Source organism: Paucibacter sediminis (assembly GCF_030254645.1).
GTDB lineage: Bacteria > Pseudomonadota > Gammaproteobacteria > Burkholderiales > Burkholderiaceae_C > Paucibacter_B > Paucibacter_B sediminis.
Window position 1 is genome coordinate 479,546 of sequence record NZ_CP116346.1, and the last position, 16,850, is coordinate 496,395.

At 68.2% G+C, this 16,850-nt stretch carries 22 protein-coding genes; 5 read left to right on the forward strand and 17 right to left on the reverse strand.

Annotated elements, in window-relative coordinates:
* Positions 1-101: 101 nt before the first annotated feature.
* The 4 genes from PFX98_RS02250 to PFX98_RS02265 all read left to right on the forward strand — a co-directional run bounded on the left by PFX98_RS02250 (position 102) and on the right by PFX98_RS02265 (position 3,911).
* Positions 102-1,649: a DUF3369 domain-containing protein gene (locus PFX98_RS02250; protein WP_285233549.1), complete on the forward strand. Its 1,548-nt coding sequence runs from the start codon at positions 102-104 to the stop codon at positions 1,647-1,649.
* 8 nt (positions 1,650-1,657) lie between these two features.
* Positions 1,658-2,494 carry a sensor histidine kinase gene (locus PFX98_RS02255; RefSeq protein WP_285233550.1) on the forward strand — a complete coding sequence of 279 codons (837 nt, stop codon included), beginning with the start codon at positions 1,658-1,660 and terminating at the stop codon, positions 2,492-2,494.
* 24 nt (positions 2,495-2,518) lie between these two features.
* Complete coding sequence (locus PFX98_RS02260; protein WP_285233551.1) at positions 2,519-3,307, forward strand: adenosylcobinamide-GDP ribazoletransferase; 789 nt, start codon at positions 2,519-2,521, stop codon at positions 3,305-3,307.
* Positions 3,308-3,389: 82 nt separating this feature from the next.
* Positions 3,390-3,911: a histidine phosphatase family protein gene (locus tag PFX98_RS02265; RefSeq protein ID WP_285233552.1), complete on the forward strand. Its 522-nt coding sequence runs from the start codon at positions 3,390-3,392 to the stop codon at positions 3,909-3,911.
* Here PFX98_RS02265 and PFX98_RS02270 read toward each other — a convergent pair.
* From PFX98_RS02270 to PFX98_RS02350, 17 genes are all read right to left on the reverse strand, one after another.
* A complete protein-coding gene (locus PFX98_RS02270) occupies positions 3,908-4,963 on the reverse strand; it encodes an ankyrin repeat domain-containing protein (RefSeq protein ID WP_285233553.1) in 1,056 nt (351 codons plus the stop codon). The genes PFX98_RS02265 and PFX98_RS02270 overlap by 4 nt on opposite strands.
* 80 nt (positions 4,964-5,043) lie before the next feature.
* Positions 5,044-5,991, reverse strand: coding sequence for an MBL fold metallo-hydrolase (locus PFX98_RS02275; protein ID WP_285233554.1), 948 nt, complete (start codon positions 5,989-5,991; stop codon positions 5,044-5,046).
* On the reverse strand, positions 5,988-6,242 hold the full coding sequence (locus PFX98_RS02280) for a YfhL family 4Fe-4S dicluster ferredoxin (protein ID WP_285233555.1): 255 nt from the start codon (positions 6,240-6,242) through the stop codon (positions 5,988-5,990). The genes PFX98_RS02275 and PFX98_RS02280 overlap by 4 nt, the downstream gene beginning before the upstream one ends.
* A gap of 4 nt (positions 6,243-6,246) precedes the next feature.
* Positions 6,247-6,753: a pantetheine-phosphate adenylyltransferase gene (gene coaD, locus PFX98_RS02285; RefSeq protein ID WP_285233556.1), complete on the reverse strand. Its 507-nt coding sequence runs from the start codon at positions 6,751-6,753 to the stop codon at positions 6,247-6,249.
* A gap of 8 nt (positions 6,754-6,761) precedes the next feature.
* Positions 6,762-7,409, reverse strand: a complete 648-nt coding sequence (gene rsmD / locus PFX98_RS02290) for a 16S rRNA (guanine(966)-N(2))-methyltransferase RsmD (RefSeq protein WP_425334654.1) — start codon at positions 7,407-7,409, stop codon at positions 6,762-6,764.
* On the reverse strand, positions 7,406-8,185 hold the full coding sequence (hisF, locus tag PFX98_RS02295) for an imidazole glycerol phosphate synthase subunit HisF (protein ID WP_285233557.1): 780 nt from the start codon (positions 8,183-8,185) through the stop codon (positions 7,406-7,408). Before hisF ends, rsmD begins: the two co-directional genes overlap by 4 nt.
* A complete protein-coding gene (hisA, locus tag PFX98_RS02300) occupies positions 8,185-8,928 on the reverse strand; it encodes a 1-(5-phosphoribosyl)-5-[(5-phosphoribosylamino)methylideneamino]imidazole-4-carboxamide isomerase (RefSeq protein ID WP_285233558.1) in 744 nt (247 codons plus the stop codon). The genes hisF and hisA overlap by 1 nt, the downstream gene beginning before the upstream one ends.
* 69 nt (positions 8,929-8,997) lie before the next feature.
* Positions 8,998-9,645, reverse strand: a complete 648-nt coding sequence (hisH, locus tag PFX98_RS02305; protein WP_285233559.1) for an imidazole glycerol phosphate synthase subunit HisH — start codon at positions 9,643-9,645, stop codon at positions 8,998-9,000.
* A gap of 1 nt (position 9,646) precedes the next feature.
* Positions 9,647-10,237 carry an imidazoleglycerol-phosphate dehydratase HisB gene (gene hisB, locus PFX98_RS02310; protein WP_285233560.1) on the reverse strand — a complete coding sequence of 197 codons (591 nt, stop codon included), beginning with the start codon at positions 10,235-10,237 and terminating at the stop codon, positions 9,647-9,649.
* Positions 10,234-11,310, reverse strand: a complete 1,077-nt coding sequence (gene hisC / locus PFX98_RS02315; protein WP_285233561.1) for a histidinol-phosphate transaminase — start codon at positions 11,308-11,310, stop codon at positions 10,234-10,236. Before hisC ends, hisB begins: the two co-directional genes overlap by 4 nt.
* Before the next feature lie 5 nt (positions 11,311-11,315).
* Entirely contained in the window at positions 11,316-11,756 is a 441-nt protein-coding gene (locus PFX98_RS02320; RefSeq protein WP_285233562.1) for a PIN domain-containing protein, read from the reverse strand.
* Positions 11,753-11,971 (reverse strand): CopG family transcriptional regulator, encoded by a 219-nt coding sequence (locus PFX98_RS02325; RefSeq protein WP_285233563.1) that lies wholly within the window; start codon positions 11,969-11,971, stop codon positions 11,753-11,755. Before PFX98_RS02325 ends, PFX98_RS02320 begins: the two co-directional genes overlap by 4 nt.
* 53 nt (positions 11,972-12,024) lie before the next feature.
* The gene (hisD, locus tag PFX98_RS02330) at positions 12,025-13,338 is read right to left on the reverse strand and encodes a histidinol dehydrogenase (protein WP_285233564.1); all 1,314 of its coding nucleotides are present in this window, start codon (positions 13,336-13,338) and stop codon (positions 12,025-12,027) included.
* Positions 13,339-13,343: 5 nt separating this feature from the next.
* Positions 13,344-13,982 (reverse strand): ATP phosphoribosyltransferase, encoded by a 639-nt coding sequence (gene hisG / locus PFX98_RS02335; protein WP_285233565.1) that lies wholly within the window; start codon positions 13,980-13,982, stop codon positions 13,344-13,346.
* 99 nt (positions 13,983-14,081) lie between these two features.
* Positions 14,082-14,351: a BolA family protein gene (locus PFX98_RS02340; RefSeq protein WP_285233566.1), complete on the reverse strand. Its 270-nt coding sequence runs from the start codon at positions 14,349-14,351 to the stop codon at positions 14,082-14,084.
* Positions 14,352-14,377: 26 nt separating this feature from the next.
* Positions 14,378-15,148: an ABC transporter permease gene (locus tag PFX98_RS02345; protein WP_285233567.1), complete on the reverse strand. Its 771-nt coding sequence runs from the start codon at positions 15,146-15,148 to the stop codon at positions 14,378-14,380.
* Positions 15,145-16,047 (reverse strand): ABC transporter ATP-binding protein, encoded by a 903-nt coding sequence (locus PFX98_RS02350; RefSeq protein WP_285235519.1) that lies wholly within the window; start codon positions 16,045-16,047, stop codon positions 15,145-15,147. Before PFX98_RS02350 ends, PFX98_RS02345 begins: the two co-directional genes overlap by 4 nt.
* A 139-nt stretch (positions 16,048-16,186) precedes the next feature.
* Here PFX98_RS02350 and PFX98_RS02355 point away from each other — a divergent pair, with 139 nt between their 5' ends.
* Entirely contained in the window at positions 16,187-16,843 is a 657-nt protein-coding gene (locus PFX98_RS02355; protein ID WP_285233568.1) for a TetR/AcrR family transcriptional regulator, read from the forward strand.
* Positions 16,844-16,850 lie beyond the last annotated feature (7 nt).

Here is a 16,850-nt window from a genome sequence, read left to right on the forward strand (position 1 = left end):
GCGAGCGCCAAACTGGGCCGCGCCTACCTGTCAGTTCTTGCTGTTTACTTCGGCCGGTCCCTGGCCATAATCGGGCCTGGCTCTGCAAAGTGAGGCACGTAATGACCGACTTGGTGTTTGCCGATGAACTGCCCGAAGAGGCGACCACCGGCAGAGTCAAGCCCATCGATCCCTGGGTGGTGATGATCGTCGACGACGATCCCGCCGTGCACCAGGTCACGCAGCTGGTGATGGCGGATTTCGAGTTCTCGGGCCGCCGCCTGCAGTTCCTCGATGCCTACAGCGCCGCCGAGGGCCGCGAGATCCTGCAGTCGCGCGGCGACATCGCGCTGATCCTGCTGGATGTGGTGATGGAGTCCGAGCATGCCGGCCTGGACCTGGCGCGCTATATCCGCGAAGAGCTGGGCAACAGCTTTGTGCGCATCGTCCTGCGCACCGGCCAGCCCGGCCAGGCGCCGGAAGAGCATGTCATCAAGACCTATGACATCAACGACTACAAGGAAAAGACCGAGCTCACCAAGCGCAAGCTGATCACCGTCTTCTATTCGGCGCTGCGCTCCTACCGCGACATCATGATCATCGAGCAGTCGCGCCAGTCGCTGCGCCGCTCCATCGATGCGATCACGCGCGTCTACGATTCGCACAATCTGCGCCGCTTCGCCTCGGCCGTGCTGGAGCAGGTGGCGCATCTGCTGGGCTACGAGGCCCAGGGCCTGTGCGCCAGCCGCATCTCGGCCTATGCGGCCTCGCACATGGACGGCCGCCTCAAGGTGCTGGCCGCCACCTCCGAGTATTCGCGCCTGCTGGTGGACCAGGAGGTCGAGAGCCTGCCGGCCCAGGTGCGCGAGGCGCTCGACAAGGCCTTGATCGAGCAGCAGAGCTACTTCGAGGAGCTTTGCTACGTCGGCTACTACCGCACCAGCTCGGGCAACGAGAGCCTGCTCTATATGGTGTTCTCCGAGCCGGTGGACGAGCAGGCGCGCGAGTTGCTGGAGATCTTCTGCGCCAATGTGGCGATCACCTACGAAAGCCTGCTGCTGCGCGAGGAGATCCAGGACACCCAGCGCTCCACCGTCTACATCATCGGCGAGGCGGTGGAAAAGCGCTCCAAGGAAACCGGCGCCCATGTGCGGCGCGTCGGCGAGCTCTCGGCCCTGCTGGCCGAGGCGGTTGGCATGACGGCGGGCGATGTCGAATTCATGCGCCAGGCCTCGCCGCTGCACGACGTGGGCAAGATCGGCATCCCCGACCGCGTGCTCAACAAGCCCGGCAAGCTCGACGCCGAGGAATGGGAGGTCATGCAGACCCATGCCCGCATCGGCTTCGAGCTGCTCAGCAAGTCCGACAAGCGCATCCTGCAGCTGGGCGCCACCATCGCTTACGAGCACCACGAGCGCTGGGACGGCCTGGGCTATCCGCGCGGCCTGGCGGGCGAACAGATCAATGTGGCGGGCCGCATCGTCGCGCTGGCGGATGTGCTGGACGCGCTGGTCAGCAAGCGCTGCTACAAGGAGGCCTGGAATTTCGACGAGGCCCTGGCCTATGTGCGCGAGCAGGCCGGCAAGCAGTTCGATCCCAAGCTGGTGCAGATGCTGCTGGACCGGCTGGATCTGGTGCGCAGCATCTACGAGCGCTACCCCGACAACTGAGTGGCCCCATGAGCGCAGCGCAAGCCGACCGCCCCGAACTTGCACGCATGCTGCAGGAGCGCGGCGAGGAGGTATTGCTGCTGCAGGCGCGCCTGATCGAGCAGGAGCGCCTGGCCCGTCTGGGCGGCCTGGTGGCGGGCTTTGCCCATGAAGTCAGCACGCCGGTGGGCGTGGCGGTGACGGCGGCCTCCGGCCTGGAGGAATTCGCGCGGGAATTGCAGGGCAAGCTGAACAGCGAGCGGCCGACGCGCCAGGAACTGCAGGCCCTGGCCGGCAAGCTGCTGCAGGCGGCGCAGTTCGCCAACACCCATCTGCAGCGCGCCTCGGATCTGCTTTGCAACTTCCGCACCCTGGCCGAAGACTGCAGCCATCTGCAGGTGCAGGCGGTGGACCTGCCGGATTACCTGCGCAGGTTGGTGCGCGCCCATGCGCCCGCGCTCAAGAACGCGCAGGTGCAGGTCGACATCAGCGGCCCGGAGCATGTGCCCGCGGTGATGGCGGTGGGCCTGCTGGCGCAGCTGGTCTCGATCCTGCTGCTGAACGCGGTCAGCCATGCCTTCGAGGGTCGGCGCGAGCGCCGCATCGCGATCCATCTGCAGGCCGAGGGCGAGCGTCTGTGCCTGCAGCTGCGCGACAACGGGCGCGGCCTTGCGCCGGCGCAGCGCGCGCATGTGTTCGAGCCCTTCTACACCGGCCAGCGCGGCTCGGGCGGGCGCGGCCTGGGCCTCAACATCGTGATGAATCTGTGCCAGCGCCTGGGCGGTTCGGTGCGGCTGGACGAGGCGCCCGGGCCCGGCCTGGGCTTTATCATCGACCTCCCTCTGAACTCCCCCGCGCTGAGCTGAACAAGGCCTTTGCAGCGCCCGACGATGCCGCATCAATTGCGCCTGTTCCTGATCGCCCTGCAGTTCTTCACACGCGTGCCGATCCCGCGCTGGGTGGGCTTCGAGCCCCAGTGGCTGCAGCAATGCGCACGCTACTTCCCCCTCGTCGGCCTGGTGGTGGGCGGCTTTGCCGCGCTGGTGCTCTACGCCGCGCAATGGATCTGGCCCAGCAGCGTGGCCGTGGGCCTGAGCATGGCCGCGAGCGTCTGGCTGACCGGCGGTTTCCACGAGGACGGCTGGGCCGATAGCTGCGACGGCCTGGGCGGTGCGGTGAGCCGCGAGCGCGCGCTGCAAATCATGAAGGACTCGCGCATCGGCAGCTACGGCGCGCTCGGGCTGATCCTGATGCTGGGCCTGAAGGCGGCCTGCCTGATCGCGCTGGCCGATGCCTCGCCCGACGGCGTGCTGATCGTGCTGGTGTGGGCGCATATCGCCTCGCGCGCCGCGCCGGTGTGGCTGATGCATGCCCTGCCCTATGCCGGCGACGCCGAGCATGCCAAGGCCAAGCCCCTGGCCACCCAGATCACCGGGCCGGGTCTTGCCACCTGCCTGGCCTGGGTGCTGCTGGCCAGCCTGGGCGCGGCCTGGCTCAGCCCCGAGCTGGTGCCGGTGCTGGCCGGGGTCTGCCTGGCAGCGGTGGCCGCCTGCCTGTGGATGCAGAGCTGGCTGGAGCGGCGCCTGGGCGGCTACACCGGCGACAACCTCGGCGCCACCCAGCAGCTGGTGGAGCTGGTGAGCCTGCTGGCCTTCCTGGCGCTCTGGAATGTGTTCTAAGCGCCCCCAGGCCGACGACGTACGTCGTTCGCCCCCCGAGGGGGTCAAGGAAGCTTGGGGCGGCCCGGCGCTTCCTTGTGACATGCACGTCTGGCGCCATCCCAGGCCGGAGGGCGCGGCCGGCCTGTGCGTGGGCGCGGGCAGCGATCTGCCGGTGCATTGGCGCCGCAGCAAACGCCTGGCGCGCCGCATCCAGGCGCTCGCCAGACGCGAGCGCCTGCCGCATCGGGTCTGGACCTCGCCGCTGCAGCGCTGCGCCGACGTGGGGCGCTGGTTGCGCCGCTGGGGCTGGCAGCACCGGCTCGACACCGCCCTGCTGGAGCTGGACTTCGGCAGCTGGGAGGGGCGGCGCTGGGACGAGATCGGCGCCGCGGCGCTGGATGCCTGGATCGCCGACTTCGCCGCGCACGCGCCGGGCGGCGGCGAAGCGCTGCAGGCCCTGCTGACGCGCGCCGCCGGCTGGCAGCCCGCCGAGGCCCGCCTGGTGGTGAGCCATGGTGGCTGGATGCTGGCGCGGCGCTGGCGGCAGCAGCGGGGTCAGGTCTTGCCCGAGGCCGCCACATGGCCGGCGGCGCCCGGCTATGGCCGCTGCTGGCGGCTCTAGCCAGCGGCCGGCAAGGGCTTGGCGCCCAGGCTCAGCAGCAGCTCGAACGCGGCCTTGTTGGCATCGCCGCGGCTCCAGGCCAGCGGCGTGGCGCCCTCGCTGTCCTTGGCCTCCAGCGGCGCGCCCTGCGCGGCCAGCCAACGGATCAGCTCCAGATGGCCGCCGGCGGCCGCCAGGTGCAGGGCGCTCATCGCCAGGCCGCGCGGCTTGGCCTGGTGGTCGAGCCTGGCACCGCGCGCATGCAGGGCCTGGGCGATCGCGAGATGGCCCTCGCGCGTGGCTTCCATCAGCGCCGAGAAGCCGATGCCGTCCAGCGCCTCCACCGCGGCGCCGGCATCCAGCAGGGCCGCCAGCGCCCGCCCACGCCCTTCGCGCGCAGCGCGCGCCAGCACGGGCCGGCGGGTCTCGTCCAGGCCGTTCGCGTCCGCCCCCGCGGCCAGCGCCTTGCGCACCGCCGCGGCATCGTCGTCCTGCAGCGCGCGCAGCAGGGCCTGCATGGCCGGGCTTGGGGCCAGGCGCTCGCCGCGATGCTCCAGCAGGCGCAGCAGCACGGCCTGGTGGCCGCGCCGCATCGCCACCTCGACGGCATTGCCATGCCCCACCAGATCGGTGCGCGCGCCATGTGCCAGCAGCAGGTTCACCAGCGGCAGATCGCCGTAGAAGATCGCCCAGTTCAGCGCCGGGTCGCCAAAGCTGTCGAGCAGATTGACCTCGGCACCGCCCTTGAGCAGCAGCTCGGCCATGCGCAGGTCGCGGTTGTTGACGGCCAGCATCAGCGCGCTGGCGTTGTAGTAGGCCGCATAACGCGGATCGGGCGCGGCACCATGCGCGAGCAGCTGTGCGGCAATCTCATGCTTGCCGCGCGAGGCCGCGATCAGCAGCGGCGCCGACTGGGCCGGCTGGTCGGTGGCCTGGGCCGAGACCCCGCTGGCCAGCAGCTCGGCCACCCGGCCCGCTTCGCCGGCGCGGATCGCGGCCGTGAGTTCCTCGTAAGGGCTGGCATGGCTGGCCGCGGCGGCGGTCAGGGCAAGGGCAAGCAGCAGGGCACGCATCGGGGCACTCCAGGAAGCCGGCCAGGGCGGCCGGCCTGCCATCATGCCGAGGCGCCCGCGGCGCGCGCAGTGCCGGAAGTTCAGTCGAGCTCGACGAGGGGCGTCGGCACTCGCTTGCTGCCGGCCTGCTCGGCCAGCGCGTCGCGCACATTGGCCGCCGCCAGGCCCTTGAAATAGGCCCAGTCGCCAAAGCGCTCGGCCAGGGCCTTGAGCACCTGGGCCTGGGCCTCCTCGCCGCGCAGGCCCTGGGCCCAGGCCTGCCCGGCCAGTTCGCGCAGGGTCGTCAGATAGGCGCGGAAGGCCTGCACATCGGCACTGTCGCCCACCTCGCCATGGCCGGGCACGAAGCGCGCCTGGGCGCGGCCGCGCGTGAGGCGCTCGAGGGTGGCGATCCAGTCGCCGCTGCGCGCATCGATCAGATTGGGGATCGAGCGCCGCCAGAACAGGTCGCCAGTGAACAGCAGCTGTGCATCCGGCACGGCCACCACGGTATCGCCACCGGTGTGGCCCGGGTAATGGCGCAGCAGCAGCTTGCGGCCGCCCAGTTCCAGCTCCAGGGCCTGCTGGTAGCTCAGCTGCGGCTGGGGCAGCGTGGCGAGCAACTCACGCGCCGCGGCGCCGGCCTTCTCCTCGCCGCCCAGCAGGCGCAGGTTCTCGCCGTGCTGCCAGGCCTGCACATTGCGATGCGCGATGACGAGGGCACCGGCGGCCACCAGCTGGGCATTGCCGGCCACATGGTCGATATGGTGATGGGTGTTGATCAGGTAGCGCAGCGGCAAGGGGCTGAGCTTGCGCACCTCGGCTAGCAGCGCCCGCGTGGCCTCGGGGCGGTAGAAGCTGTCGACGATGGCGATCGCCTCGCTGCCGATGATGACGCCGGCATTCGCGCCCGCGCGCCCACCCTGGTCGATGGCGGCATAGACGCCCGGAGCGAGTGGCTCCAGCTTGAAAGGAAGGGCCGCCGGCGGCTCCTGCGCGTGAGCCAGCATGCCCACCCACGCCAGGCCCAGCAGCCAGCTTGCCTTCATGCGCTGACGGCCGTCAGCCGCAGGTACTTCTGCATCAGGGTCTCGCGGCTCTCCACATGGGCCGGGTTCACCGGGATGCAGGCCACCGGGCAGAGCTGCACGCATTGCGGCTCATCGAAATGGCCCACGCATTCGGTGCACTTGTCGGGGGCGATCTGGTAGAACTCCTCGCCCATGGAGATCGCATGGTTGGGGCATTCCGGCTCGCAGACATCGCAGTTGATGCACTCGTCGGTAATCATCAAAGCCATGGTGCTACTCCGGTCGGCCCTTGCTGATGCGCTCCTGCAGGCGCTCGCGCACCGAGGGTGACACGAACTGGGAGACATCACCGCCCAAGGTGGCAATCTCGCGCACAAAGGTGCCGGAGATGAACTGGTACTGGTCGCTGGGCGTGAGGAAGACGGTCTCGACCTCGGGCATGAGCTTGCGGTTCATGCCGGCCATCTGGAATTCGTATTCGAAGTCGCTCACCGCGCGCAGGCCGCGCACCACCACCTTGCCGCCATGCTGGACCACGAAGTCGCGCAGCAGGCCGCGGAAGGGGATCACCTCCACATTCGGGTACTTGGCCGCCAGCTCCTTGGCGATCTCCAGGCGCTCCTCGATGGTGAACATGGTGCGCTTGTGATGGCCGGCCGCCACCGCAATGATGAGCCGCTCGAACAACCGGCTGGCGCGGCGCATCAAGTCCTCATGGCCCAGGGTCATGGGATCGAAGGTGCCGGGATAGACGGCGGTGAGGACGGTCACGGAGGTCATGGCGCCGATTATCCCTTGCGACGCCAGAGCGCGTAGTGCACCGCGCCGGCACGCCCCTCGCGCCAGGGCTCCAGCTCCAGCTCGGGCGGCGCGACGACGGCCTCGGCCGACTCGACATAGACAAAACCGCCTGCCACCAGCAGCGGTGCGGCAGCGCGCAGCGCCGGCTCGCCAAGGCCCTGCTGGAAGGGCGGGTCCAGCAGCACCAGCTCGAAGCGGCCGGGGGCCGAGCGCCCCATCCAGCTCAGCGCATCGCTGCATTCCACGCGCAGGCGCGCCTCGGCCTTGAGGCGGGCGCGGCTGGCGTTGAGGCTCTTGGCCAGCTCGGCATCGCGCTCCAGCAGCAGCACATCGGCGGCGCCGCGCGAGGCGGCCTCGAAGCCCAAGGCGCCGCTGCCGGCAAAGGCATCCAGCACGCGCCAGCCACTCATGTCCTGGCCCAGCCAGTTGAACAGGGTCTCGCGCACGCGGTCGGGCGTGGGGCGCAGGCCGGGCTTGTCGGCCACCGGCAGCTTGGAGCGCTTCCAGTCGCCGCCGATGATGCGCACCTCACGTGGGGCATTGCGCGGCGCGCCGGGTGTGATGGGCTTGGCCGGCTTGCGGCGGGGCTCTTCGGCGTGGGGGGAATCAAAAATGCGTTGGTGCTTGGCTCTCACAGCCGGACCTCGATGCCGCGTGACGCCATCAAGGCCTTGGCCTCGCCGACGGTGTGCTGGCCGTAATGAAAAATGCTGGCCGCCAGCACCGCATCGGCACCGCCGATCTTGATGCCGTCCACCAGATGCTCCAGCGTGCCTACGCCGCCCGAGGCGATCACCGGCACGCTCACCGCATCGCTGACGGCGCGGGTGAGTTCGAGGTCGAAGCCGATCTTGGTGCCGTCGCGGTCCATGCTGGTGAGCAGGATCTCGCCGGCGCCGTACTCGGCCATCTGGCGCGCCCAGGCCACCGCGTCCAGGCCCATGTTCTTGCGCCCGCCATGGGTGTAGACATCCCAGCCCTCGCCGCGCGCAGCGATCTCGTCGCCCTGGCGGCGCTTGGCGTCGATGGCCACGACGATGCACTGCGCGCCGTATTTCTCGCTCGCCTCGCGTATCACCGCCGGCCGCGCCACCGCCGCCGAATTGAAGCTGACCTTGTCGGCGCCGGCATTCAGCAGGCGCCGCACATCGGCCACCTCGCGCACGCCACCGCCCACCGTCAGCGGGATGAAGACCTGGGAGGCCACCGCCTCGATGATGTGCAGGATCAGGTCGCGCCCGTCGCTGGTGGCGGTGATGTCGAGAAAGGTGAGCTCGTCGGCGCCCTGCTCGTTGTAGCGCGCGGCGATTTCCACCGGATCGCCGGCGTCACGCAGTTCCAGGAAGTTGACGCCCTTGACGACGCGGCCGCCGGTGACGTCCAGGCAGGGAATGATGCGTTTGGCCAGCATCACTGTGCGGCCAGCGCGTCGGCACGAGCCTGGGCGGCCGCAAGGTCCAGATCGCCGGTGTAGATGGCGCGTCCGCAGATCACGCCCTCGACGCCGAAGCTCTCCACCGCGCAGAGCGCCTCGATGTCCTGCATATTGGAGAGCCCGCCCGAGGCGATCACCGGGATGCTGAGCGCCTGCGCGAGCTTCACGGTGGCGTCGATATTGATGCCGCTGAGCATGCCGTCGCGGCCGATGTCGGTATAGATCACGCCCTCGACACCGTAGTCCTCGAACTTCTTGGCCAGGTCCACCACCTCGTGGCCGGTCAGCTTGCTCCAGCCATCGGTGGCCACCTTGCCGTCCTTGGCGTCCAGGCCCACGATGATGTGGCCGCCGAAGGCCGAGCAGGCGTCCTTCAGAAAGCCCGGGCTCTTCACCGCGGCGGTGCCGATGATGATGTAGGAGATGCCCGCGTCCAGGTAGCGCTCGATGGTGTCGAGGTCGCGGATGCCGCCACCCAGCTGCACGGGGATCTCGTCGCCCACCTCGCGCAGGATGGACTTGATGGCCGCTTCATTGACCGGTTTGCCCGCGAAGGCCCCGTTCAGGTCCACCAGATGCAGGCGGCGGGCGCCGGCGTCCAGCCAGCGGCGCGCCATCGCGGCGGGGTCTTCACCAAAGGTGGTGGAGGCATTCATGTCGCCCTGTTGGAGGCGGACACAGCGACCGTCTTTCAGGTCAATCGCAGGAATCAGCAGCATGGCCGAGTTGCAGGTGGTGGTGGGAGATTGGGGAGAAGAGAAAACGGGCCGCCGAGGACGAGGCTGTCCTCAAGGCTTCCAGTGCAGGAAGTTGCGATACAGGGCGAGCCCCAGCGCGGCACTTTTCTCGGGATGGAATTGGGTGGCAAAAATATTATCCCGGGCCACCGCGCAGGTAAAGCGCAAGCCGTAATCGGTCTCGCCGGCGCTGTGGCGGGCATCCGACGGTTGCGCGTAGTAGCTGTGCACGAAGTAGTACCAGGACTCGTCGGGCACACCGGCCCAGATCGGATGCGGCAGGCTCTGGCGCACGCGGTTCCAGCCCATCTGCGGCACCTTGTAGCGGCTGCCGTCGGGCTGCAGGCGGCCCTCCAGCTGGAAGCGCTTCACCTGCCCCGGGATCAGGCCCAGGCCCGGCGTGTCCTGCTCCTCGCTGTGGTCCAGCAGCATCTGCATGCCCACGCACACGCCCATCAGCGGCTTGTTGGCGGCGGCATGCAGCACCGCCTCCTTGAGGCCGGAGTCCTGCAGCTCGCGCATGCAGTCGCGCATCGCGCCCTGGCCCGGCAGCACCACGCGCTCGGCGGCATAGACCTCGTCGGGATTGGCGGTGATCAGCACGGCCAGGCCGGAGTCCTGCGCCACATGCTGCACGGCCTGCGAGACCGAGCGCAGATTGCCCATGCCGTAATCGACGACGGCCACAGTGCGTGTCATCTCAGAGGCTTCCCTTGGTGGACGGAATCACGCCGGCCGAACGGGAGTCCAGCGTGGCGGCCATGCGCAGCGCGCGGCCGAAGGCCTTGAACATGGTTTCGCATTGGTGATGCGCATTGTGGCCCTTGAGGTTGTCCACATGCAGGCTCACCAGCGCGTGATTCACAAAGCCCTGGAAGAATTCATGGGTCAGCTGGGTGTCGAAGGCGCCGATCGCGCCGGCCGTGAACTTGACGTCCATCACCAGGCCGGGCCGGCCGGAGAAATCGATCACCACGCGCGAGAGTGCCTCGTCCAGCGGCACATAGCTGTGGCCGTAGCGGGTGATGCCCGTCTTGTCGCCGATCGCCTGGGCGACGGCCAGGCCCAGGGTGATACCCACGTCTTCCACCGTGTGGTGGCCGTCGATGTGCAGATCGCCCTTGGCGTCGACCTCCAGATCGATGAGGCCGTGGCGGGCGATCTGGTCCAGCATATGGTCGAAGAAGCCGATGCCGGTGGAGAGCTTGGCCTCGCCCGTGCCGTCCAGGTTGACGCGCACGCGGATCTGGGTTTCCTTGGTGTTGCGGGTGACTTCAGCGACGCGAGTCATGACAGGCTCTCTTTCAGGGCGGCCAGCATGGCCGCATTTTCATCCGGGGTACCGATGGTGATGCGCAGGCAGTTGGCCAGCAAGGGGTGCATGGCCGAAACGTTCTTGATCAGCACGCCGCGCGCCTTCATGGCCTCGAAGGTCTTGGCCGCATCGGCCACGCGCGCCAGCACCATATTGCCCTGGCTGGGAAAGGGCTGCACGCCCGGCAGCGCCTGCAGGGCCGCCAGCACGCGCTCGCGCTCGGCGCGCAAGGCCCGCGCCTGCTCGGCATAGACCTCGGCATGCTCCAGCGCGAACAGCCCGGCCTCGGCGTTAAGCACGCTCACATTGAAGGGCGGGCGCAGCTTCTCGATCTCGTTCACCAGCGCCGCGGCGCCGATCAGGTAGCCGATGCGCACGCCGGCCAGGCCGAACTTGCTCATGGTGCGCATCACCAGCACCTTTGGACATTCGCGCAGCAGGGCCATGCCGTCGCGCTGGGCGAAGGGCTGGTAGGCCTCGTCCAGCACCACCAGGCCGGGCGCGGCGGCGATGATGCGGCGGATCGCGCCCTCGTCCCATTGGTTGCCGGTGGGGTTGTTGGGATAGGCCAGGTAGATCAGCGCCGGCCGGTGCTCGGCAATGGCGGCCAGCATCGCGGCCTCGTCGAGTTCGAAGTCGGCGTGCAGCGGCACGCCGACGAACTTCAGGCCCTGATAGCGCGCCGAGATCTCGTACATCACGAAGCTGGGCAGGGGCGCGAGCACCACCGCGCCGGGGCGGCTCACCGCCATGCTGAGCAGGCCGATCAGCTCGTCAGAGCCATTGCCCAGCGTGATGGCGCAGCCCGCGGGCATGCCGGCATGGGCCGCCAGCGCGGCGGCCAGGTCGCGCGTGCGCTCGGCAGGGTAGCGGTTGATGGCCACCGCGCCCAGGCGCCGGCCCAGCTCGGCCTGCAAGGCCTCGGACAGGCGGTAGGGGTTCTCCATCACGTCCAGCTTCACCAGGCCGGCGGCGCTCTGCACCGGGTAGGCCTTGGTGGCGCGCAGGTCCTCGCGCAGGCAGTTCAGGGCAGTGTCGAGTTCGTCCATGGGGTTCAGGCCGTGAGCAGCTCGGGGCCGCATTGCAGGGGGTTGATGACGCGCACGCTGTCGAACTGCGCCTCGTGCGGCAGCTCCAGGCTCAGCAGCCACTCGCAGCCCTGGGCCTTGGCGGCGGCCACGACCAGGGCGTCCAGATAGGCCAGGCCGAAGCGGCTTTCGATCGACCAGGCGCTTTCCACCGTCGCATGGTCCACCGCCCAGGGATGCCAGCGCTGGTAGCGGCGCACCTCGGCACGCGCGTCGCCGTTGGGCATGGGCGGCTCGATGCGGGTGGTGACGAGGCGGTAGAAATCGTTCAACACCTGGGTCGACACACGCCCCAGGCGCTGCTGCCACAGCAGCTTGAGCCAGGCCATGACCTGCTCGCGCTTGGCCTCGTGGGCGCCGTCCTCGCTCAGGATCAGCACCGAGGTGTCCACGAATACCGGGCTCACTTCGCGCCCCGCTTGGGATAGGCCTTGCCCGCCGAGGTCCAGCTGCGCTCGCGGTGCAGCCAGTCCTGCATGGCGCGCTCGTAGGCGTCGTCGTGCCGCATCTTCTCGGCCAGCAGCTCACCCACCAGGCGCGACACGCTGGTATTGCGCCGCGCGGCTTCGAGCCGGGCCCATTCGGCCACGCTGTCTTCCATGGTGACGGTGACGTTCTTCATGAGCGCGATGGTACACGAAGTTCGTGTAGCACGAACTTCGTGTGATTTCATGCTTAGCGCTTCAATCGCATTTCAGCGGCCCGGGCATGGCCTTGCAGACCCTCGCCATAGGCCAGCTCGGCCGCGATGGGCCCAAGCTTCTGCGCCCCGGCCTCACTCACCTCGATCAGGCTCGAACGTTTTTGGAAGTCGTAGACGCCCAGCGGCGAGGAGAAGCGCGCCGTGCCCGAGGTGGGCAGCACGTGATTCGGGCCGGCGCAGTAGTCGCCCAGGCTTTCGCTGGTGTAGGCACCCAGGAAGATCGCGCCGGCGTGGCGCAGCAGCGGCTCCCAGCGATGCGGCTCGGCGCTGCTGACCTCCAAGTGTTCGGGTGCGATGCGGTTTGATAAAGAGCAGGCCTCGTCCATCGAGCGGGTCTGTATCAGCGCGCCGCGGCCTTCCAGCGAGGCGCGGATCACGGCCGCGCGCGGCATGGTCGGCAGGAGTCGTTCGATCGATGCCCTCACCTGCTCGATATAAGCCGCGTCGGGGCAGAGCAGGATGCTCTGCGCCAGCTCGTCATGCTCGGCCTGGCTGAACAGGTCCATCGCCACCCAGTCGGGCGGGGTCGTGCCGTCGGCCAGCACCAGGATCTCGCTGGGGCCGGCGATCATGTCGATACCGACCTGGCCGAACACATGCTTCTTGGCGCTGGCCACATAGGCGTTGCCGGGGCCGGTGATCTTGTCCACGCGCGGCACCGTGGCCGTGCCATAGGCCAGCGCCGCCACCGCCTGCGCGCCGCCGATGGTGAAGGCGCGGTGCACGCCGGCCACATAGGCGGCGGCCAGCACCAGCGGGTTCTTCTCGCCCCTGGGCGTGGGCACCACCATGACGATCTCGGGCACGCCCGCCACCTGGGCGGGGATGGCATTCATCAGCACGCTGCTCGGGTAGGCGGCCTTGCCGCCGGGCACATAGATGCCCACGCGATCCAGCGGGGTCACTTTTTGCCCCAGCAGGGTGCCGTCCTCATCGCGGTAGCTCCAGCTGCGGCCACAGGCCTCCAGCTGGCGCTCGTGGTAGCTGCGCACCCGGGCGGCGGCGGCCGTCAGGGCCGCGCGCTGGGCCGGGCTGATGGCATCAAAGGCGGCCTTCAGTTCTTCGCGTGTGAGCTCCAGCGCGTTCAGGCTGTCGGCGCTCAGCTGGTCGAAGCGGGCGGTGTAGTCCAGCACCGCGGCATCGCCACGGCCACGCACATCGGCCAGGATCTCGGCCACGCGGGTCTCGATGGCGGCATCGGTCTCGGCCGACCAGTGCAGCACGCGCTGGAACTCGGCCTCGAAGTCGGCGGCCGCGGTGTTGAGTTGGCGAAGCTTGAGCGTCATGATGATCAGGCCGGGATGGCGGAGGCAAAGGCGTCGATCATCTGGCGCAGCGGCTCGCGCTTGAGCTTGAGCGCCGCCTGGTTCACCACCAGGCGCGAGGAGATGTCCATGATGTGCTCGACCTCCACCAGGCGGTTCGCCTTCAGGGTGTTGCCGGTGGAGACCAGGTCGACGATGGCATCGGCCAGGCCGGTCAGCGGTGCCAGCTCCATCGAACCATAGAGCTTGATCAGGTCCACGTGCACGCCCTTGTCGGCGAAGTGCTGGCGCGCGATCTCGGTGTACTTGGTGGCCACGCGGATGCGCGAGCCCTGCTTCACCGCGGCGGCGTAGTCGAAATCGTCACGCGTGGCCACGCTCATGCGGCAGCGCGCGATGTTCAGGTCCAGCGGCTGGTACATGCCCGCGCCGCCATGCTCGATCAGCACGTCGCGCCCGGCCACGCCGATATCGGCGCCGCCGTACTGCACATAGGTGGGCACGTCGGTGGCACGCACCAGCACCACGCGCACGTCGGGGCGGTTGGTGCTGAGGATGAGCTTGCGCGAGGTTTCCGGGTCTTCCAGCACCTCGATACCGGCCGCCTTCAGCAGCGGCAAGGTCTCTTCGAAGATGCGGCCCTTGGAGAGTGCCAGCGTGATCATGATGCGTCGTCCTTTGAATCTGAATTCGGTTCAGCGGACGGCAGCGGGTTCACAGACGTGGCACCAACAGCCACCCGCCCTCAACAGCGGATGGGGTGTTCAGTGATGGTGATGCTGCGGCTCGGCGGCCGCAGCCGCATGCTCGGCGGGCGTGAGCGTCTTCATCGACAGCGCATGGATCTGCTCGCGCATGCGCTCGCCCAGCGCCTGGTAGACGCGCTGGTGGCGGCGCACCCGGTTCAGCCCCTCGAACTCGGTGGAGACGATGGTGGCAAAGAAATGGCGGCCATCGCCCTCGACTTGCAGCACTTGGCAGTCAAGTCCGTTGGCGATGTATTGCTGAACTTCGGCGGGGGTGGGATCGGCCATGGTGGGAGGATTCTAAGGGCCCTGGGTTAACCCCTGATTTTGTAGCCCCGGCGCAGCAGCTCCAGGGCAATACCTGACACCACCACAAAGCTGGTGGCCACGATGGCCAGCGAGATCCAGGGCGAGACATCGCTGACGCCGAAAAAGCCGCGCCGGAAGCCGTCGATCATGTAGAAGAAGGGATTCAGGTGGCTGATGCCCTGCCAGAAGGCCGGCAGGCTGTGCACCGAATAGAACACGCCCGAGAGAAAGGTCATGGGCATGATGATGAAGTTCTGGAAGCCCGCCATCTGGTCGAACTTCTCGGCCCAGAGCCCGGCGATCAGGCCCAGCGCGCCCAGCATGCCCGCGCCCAGCGCCGCGAACACCAGGATCCACCAGGGTTCGGCAAAGCTGGGCGGGCCGAACCACACCGTCACCATGAACACGCCCGTGCCCACCGTCAGGCCGCGCACCACCGAGGCACCGACATAGGCCACGAACCAAGCCCAGTGCGACAGCGGCGTGACCAGGAGGAACACCAGATTGCCGGTGATCTTGCTCTGTATCAGGCTGGAGCTGCTGTTGGCAAAGCTGTTCTGCAACACGCTCATCATCACCAGGCCGGGGATCAGAAAGCTGGTGTAGCCCACCGAGCCGTAGACCTTGACATGGTTCTCCAGCACATGGCCGAAGATCAGCAGGTACAGCACGGCGGTGAGCACCGGCGCCGCCACGGTCTGGAAGCTGACCTTCCAGAAGCGCAGGATCTCCTTGTAGAACAGCGTGCGAGCGCCTTGCAGTCGAATCGCGCTCATGCCTGAGCTCCTTGCATGATTTCCAGGAACACGTCTTCCAGATCGGCCCGGCCGATCTCCAGGTCTTCCACCGGGCAGTTCGCGGCGCGCAGGGTGGCCAGGATGGTCTCGACCTCGGCCGCGTCGTGCGCCTTGATCTGGGCGATGCGCCCGGTCACACGCGCCTGGGCAGCCAGTTGCGGCGGCAGGGCCGCGTCGGTCTTGAAGCGCAACATGGTGGAGGCGCGGCCGGCCAGCAGGTCGGAGGTGCGGTCCAGCGCCACGATGCGGCCCAGCTTGAGCATGGCGATGCGCTGGCACAGCGCCTCGGCCTCTTCCAGATAGTGGGTGGTGAGCAGCACCGTATGGCCCTCGCGGTTCAGGCGCGCGATGAACTGCCAGAGGGTCTGGCGCAGTTCCACGTCCACGCCGGCGGTGGGCTCGTCCAGCACGATCACCGGCGGGCGGTGCACCAGGGCCTGGGCCACCAGCACGCGGCGCTTCATGCCGCCCGAGAGCTGGCGCATATTGGCTTTTGCCTTGTCGGCCAGGCCCAGGCACTCCAGCAGTTCGGTGATCCAGGCGCCGTTGTTGCGCACGCCGAAGTAGCCGCTCTGGATCTCGAGCGCCTCGCGCACCGAGAAGAAGGGGTCGAACACCAGCTCCTGCGGCACGATGCCCAGCGACATGCGCGCCTCGGCGTAGTTGCGCACCACGTCGTGGCCATGCACCGAGACGCTGCCGCCGCTGGCCTGCGAGAGCCCGGCCAGGATGCTGATCAGGCTGGTCTTGCCGGCGCCGTTCGGGCCCAGCAGGCCGAAGAACTCGCCCTGCTGGATGTCGAAGGAGACGCTGTCCAGGGCGCGGACCTGGCCCCCTCGGTAGGTCTTGCTGACCTGGTCAAAACGGATCGCGGGAATGCCCGCGGGCAGGGCTGGGGGGCTGGCATGCATGGGCGGCGATTGTAGGGAGGCCGCTCTTTTCCTGCTGGGCCTTGGCCAAATCCCTGGAGAGCGCGGCTGAACTGATGCCAGAATCGGCGCAGGAGATCACCCGCCCATGGCCACCAAGAAGCCGCGCCGCACCGCGGAACGCATCCTCGAAGTCACGCTGGACCTGTTCAACCGCTTCGGTGAACCCAATGTATCCACCACGCTGATCTCGGCCGAGCTCAACATCAGCCCGGGCAATCTCTACTACCACTACCCGGCAAAGGACGAGCTCATCAATGCGCTCTTCATGCGCTACGAGCGCGAACTGGAGGAGTTGCTGAGCGCCGCCGACAACGTGCGCAATGTGGAAGACGCCTGGCTGTTCTTCCACATGTTGATCGAGCTGATCTGGAAGCACCGCTTCCTCTACCGCGACCTCAACGACCTGCTCTCCAAGAACCGCAAGCTGGAGACGCATTTCCAGAGCGTGCTGCAGCACAAGGGTCAGGCCATGCGCACCGTGCTGGCCGGCCTGCAGCATGGCGGCGCGCTGCGCATGGATGCGCGCGAGGCCGGCCCCGCCGCCAACTCCATGGTGGTGCTGCTGAGCTACTGGCTCAGCTACGAATATGTGCGCGACCCGCGCCATGCGCTGGAACCCGAACGTGCCGGCGCGGCGCTGATGCGCGGCGCCTTCCATGTGCTGAGCCTGCTGCTGCCCTATCTGGAGCCGGCCTCACGCGAGCATCTGTTTGCACTCGCCGACTCATACCAACAATCCTGAAGGAGAC

Bases quoted from the DNA above. Each gene is read 5' to 3' on its own strand.
- PFX98_RS02345 (WP_285233567.1), bottom strand. From the start codon at position 15,148: ATGAGCGCGATTCGACTGCAAGGCGCTCGCACGCTGTTCTACAAGGAG.
- hisB (WP_285233560.1), bottom strand. From the start codon at position 10,237: ATGACTCGCGTCGCTGAAGTCACCCGCAACACCAAGGAAACCCAGATC.
- hisG (WP_285233565.1), bottom strand. From the start codon at position 13,982: ATGATCACGCTGGCACTCTCCAAGGGCCGCATCTTCGAAGAGACCTTG.
- hisC (WP_285233561.1), bottom strand. From the start codon at position 11,310: ATGGACGAACTCGACACTGCCCTGAACTGCCTGCGCGAGGACCTGCGC.
- coaD (WP_285233556.1), bottom strand. From the start codon at position 6,753: ATGACCTCCGTGACCGTCCTCACCGCCGTCTATCCCGGCACCTTCGAT.
- PFX98_RS02260 (WP_285233551.1), top strand. From the start codon at position 2,519: ATGCCGCATCAATTGCGCCTGTTCCTGATCGCCCTGCAGTTCTTCACA.
- PFX98_RS02250 (WP_285233549.1), top strand. From the start codon at position 102: ATGACCGACTTGGTGTTTGCCGATGAACTGCCCGAAGAGGCGACCACC.
- PFX98_RS02280 (WP_285233555.1), bottom strand. From the start codon at position 6,242: ATGGCTTTGATGATTACCGACGAGTGCATCAACTGCGATGTCTGCGAG.
- PFX98_RS02255 (WP_285233550.1), top strand. From the start codon at position 1,658: ATGAGCGCAGCGCAAGCCGACCGCCCCGAACTTGCACGCATGCTGCAG.
- PFX98_RS02275 (WP_285233554.1), bottom strand. From the start codon at position 5,991: ATGAAGGCAAGCTGGCTGCTGGGCCTGGCGTGGGTGGGCATGCTGGCT.
- hisA (WP_285233558.1), bottom strand. From the start codon at position 8,928: ATGCTGCTGATTCCTGCGATTGACCTGAAAGACGGTCGCTGTGTCCGC.
- PFX98_RS02340 (WP_285233566.1), bottom strand. From the start codon at position 14,351: ATGGCCGATCCCACCCCCGCCGAAGTTCAGCAATACATCGCCAACGGA.
- hisF (WP_285233557.1), bottom strand. From the start codon at position 8,185: ATGCTGGCCAAACGCATCATTCCCTGCCTGGACGTCACCGGCGGCCGC.
- PFX98_RS02265 (WP_285233552.1), top strand. From the start codon at position 3,390: ATGCACGTCTGGCGCCATCCCAGGCCGGAGGGCGCGGCCGGCCTGTGC.
- PFX98_RS02355 (WP_285233568.1), top strand. From the start codon at position 16,187: ATGGCCACCAAGAAGCCGCGCCGCACCGCGGAACGCATCCTCGAAGTC.
- hisH (WP_285233559.1), bottom strand. From the start codon at position 9,645: ATGACACGCACTGTGGCCGTCGTCGATTACGGCATGGGCAATCTGCGC.
- hisD (WP_285233564.1), bottom strand. From the start codon at position 13,338: ATGACGCTCAAGCTTCGCCAACTCAACACCGCGGCCGCCGACTTCGAG.
- PFX98_RS02325 (WP_285233563.1), bottom strand. From the start codon at position 11,971: ATGAAGAACGTCACCGTCACCATGGAAGACAGCGTGGCCGAATGGGCC.
- PFX98_RS02270 (WP_285233553.1), bottom strand. From the start codon at position 4,963: ATGCGTGCCCTGCTGCTTGCCCTTGCCCTGACCGCCGCCGCGGCCAGC.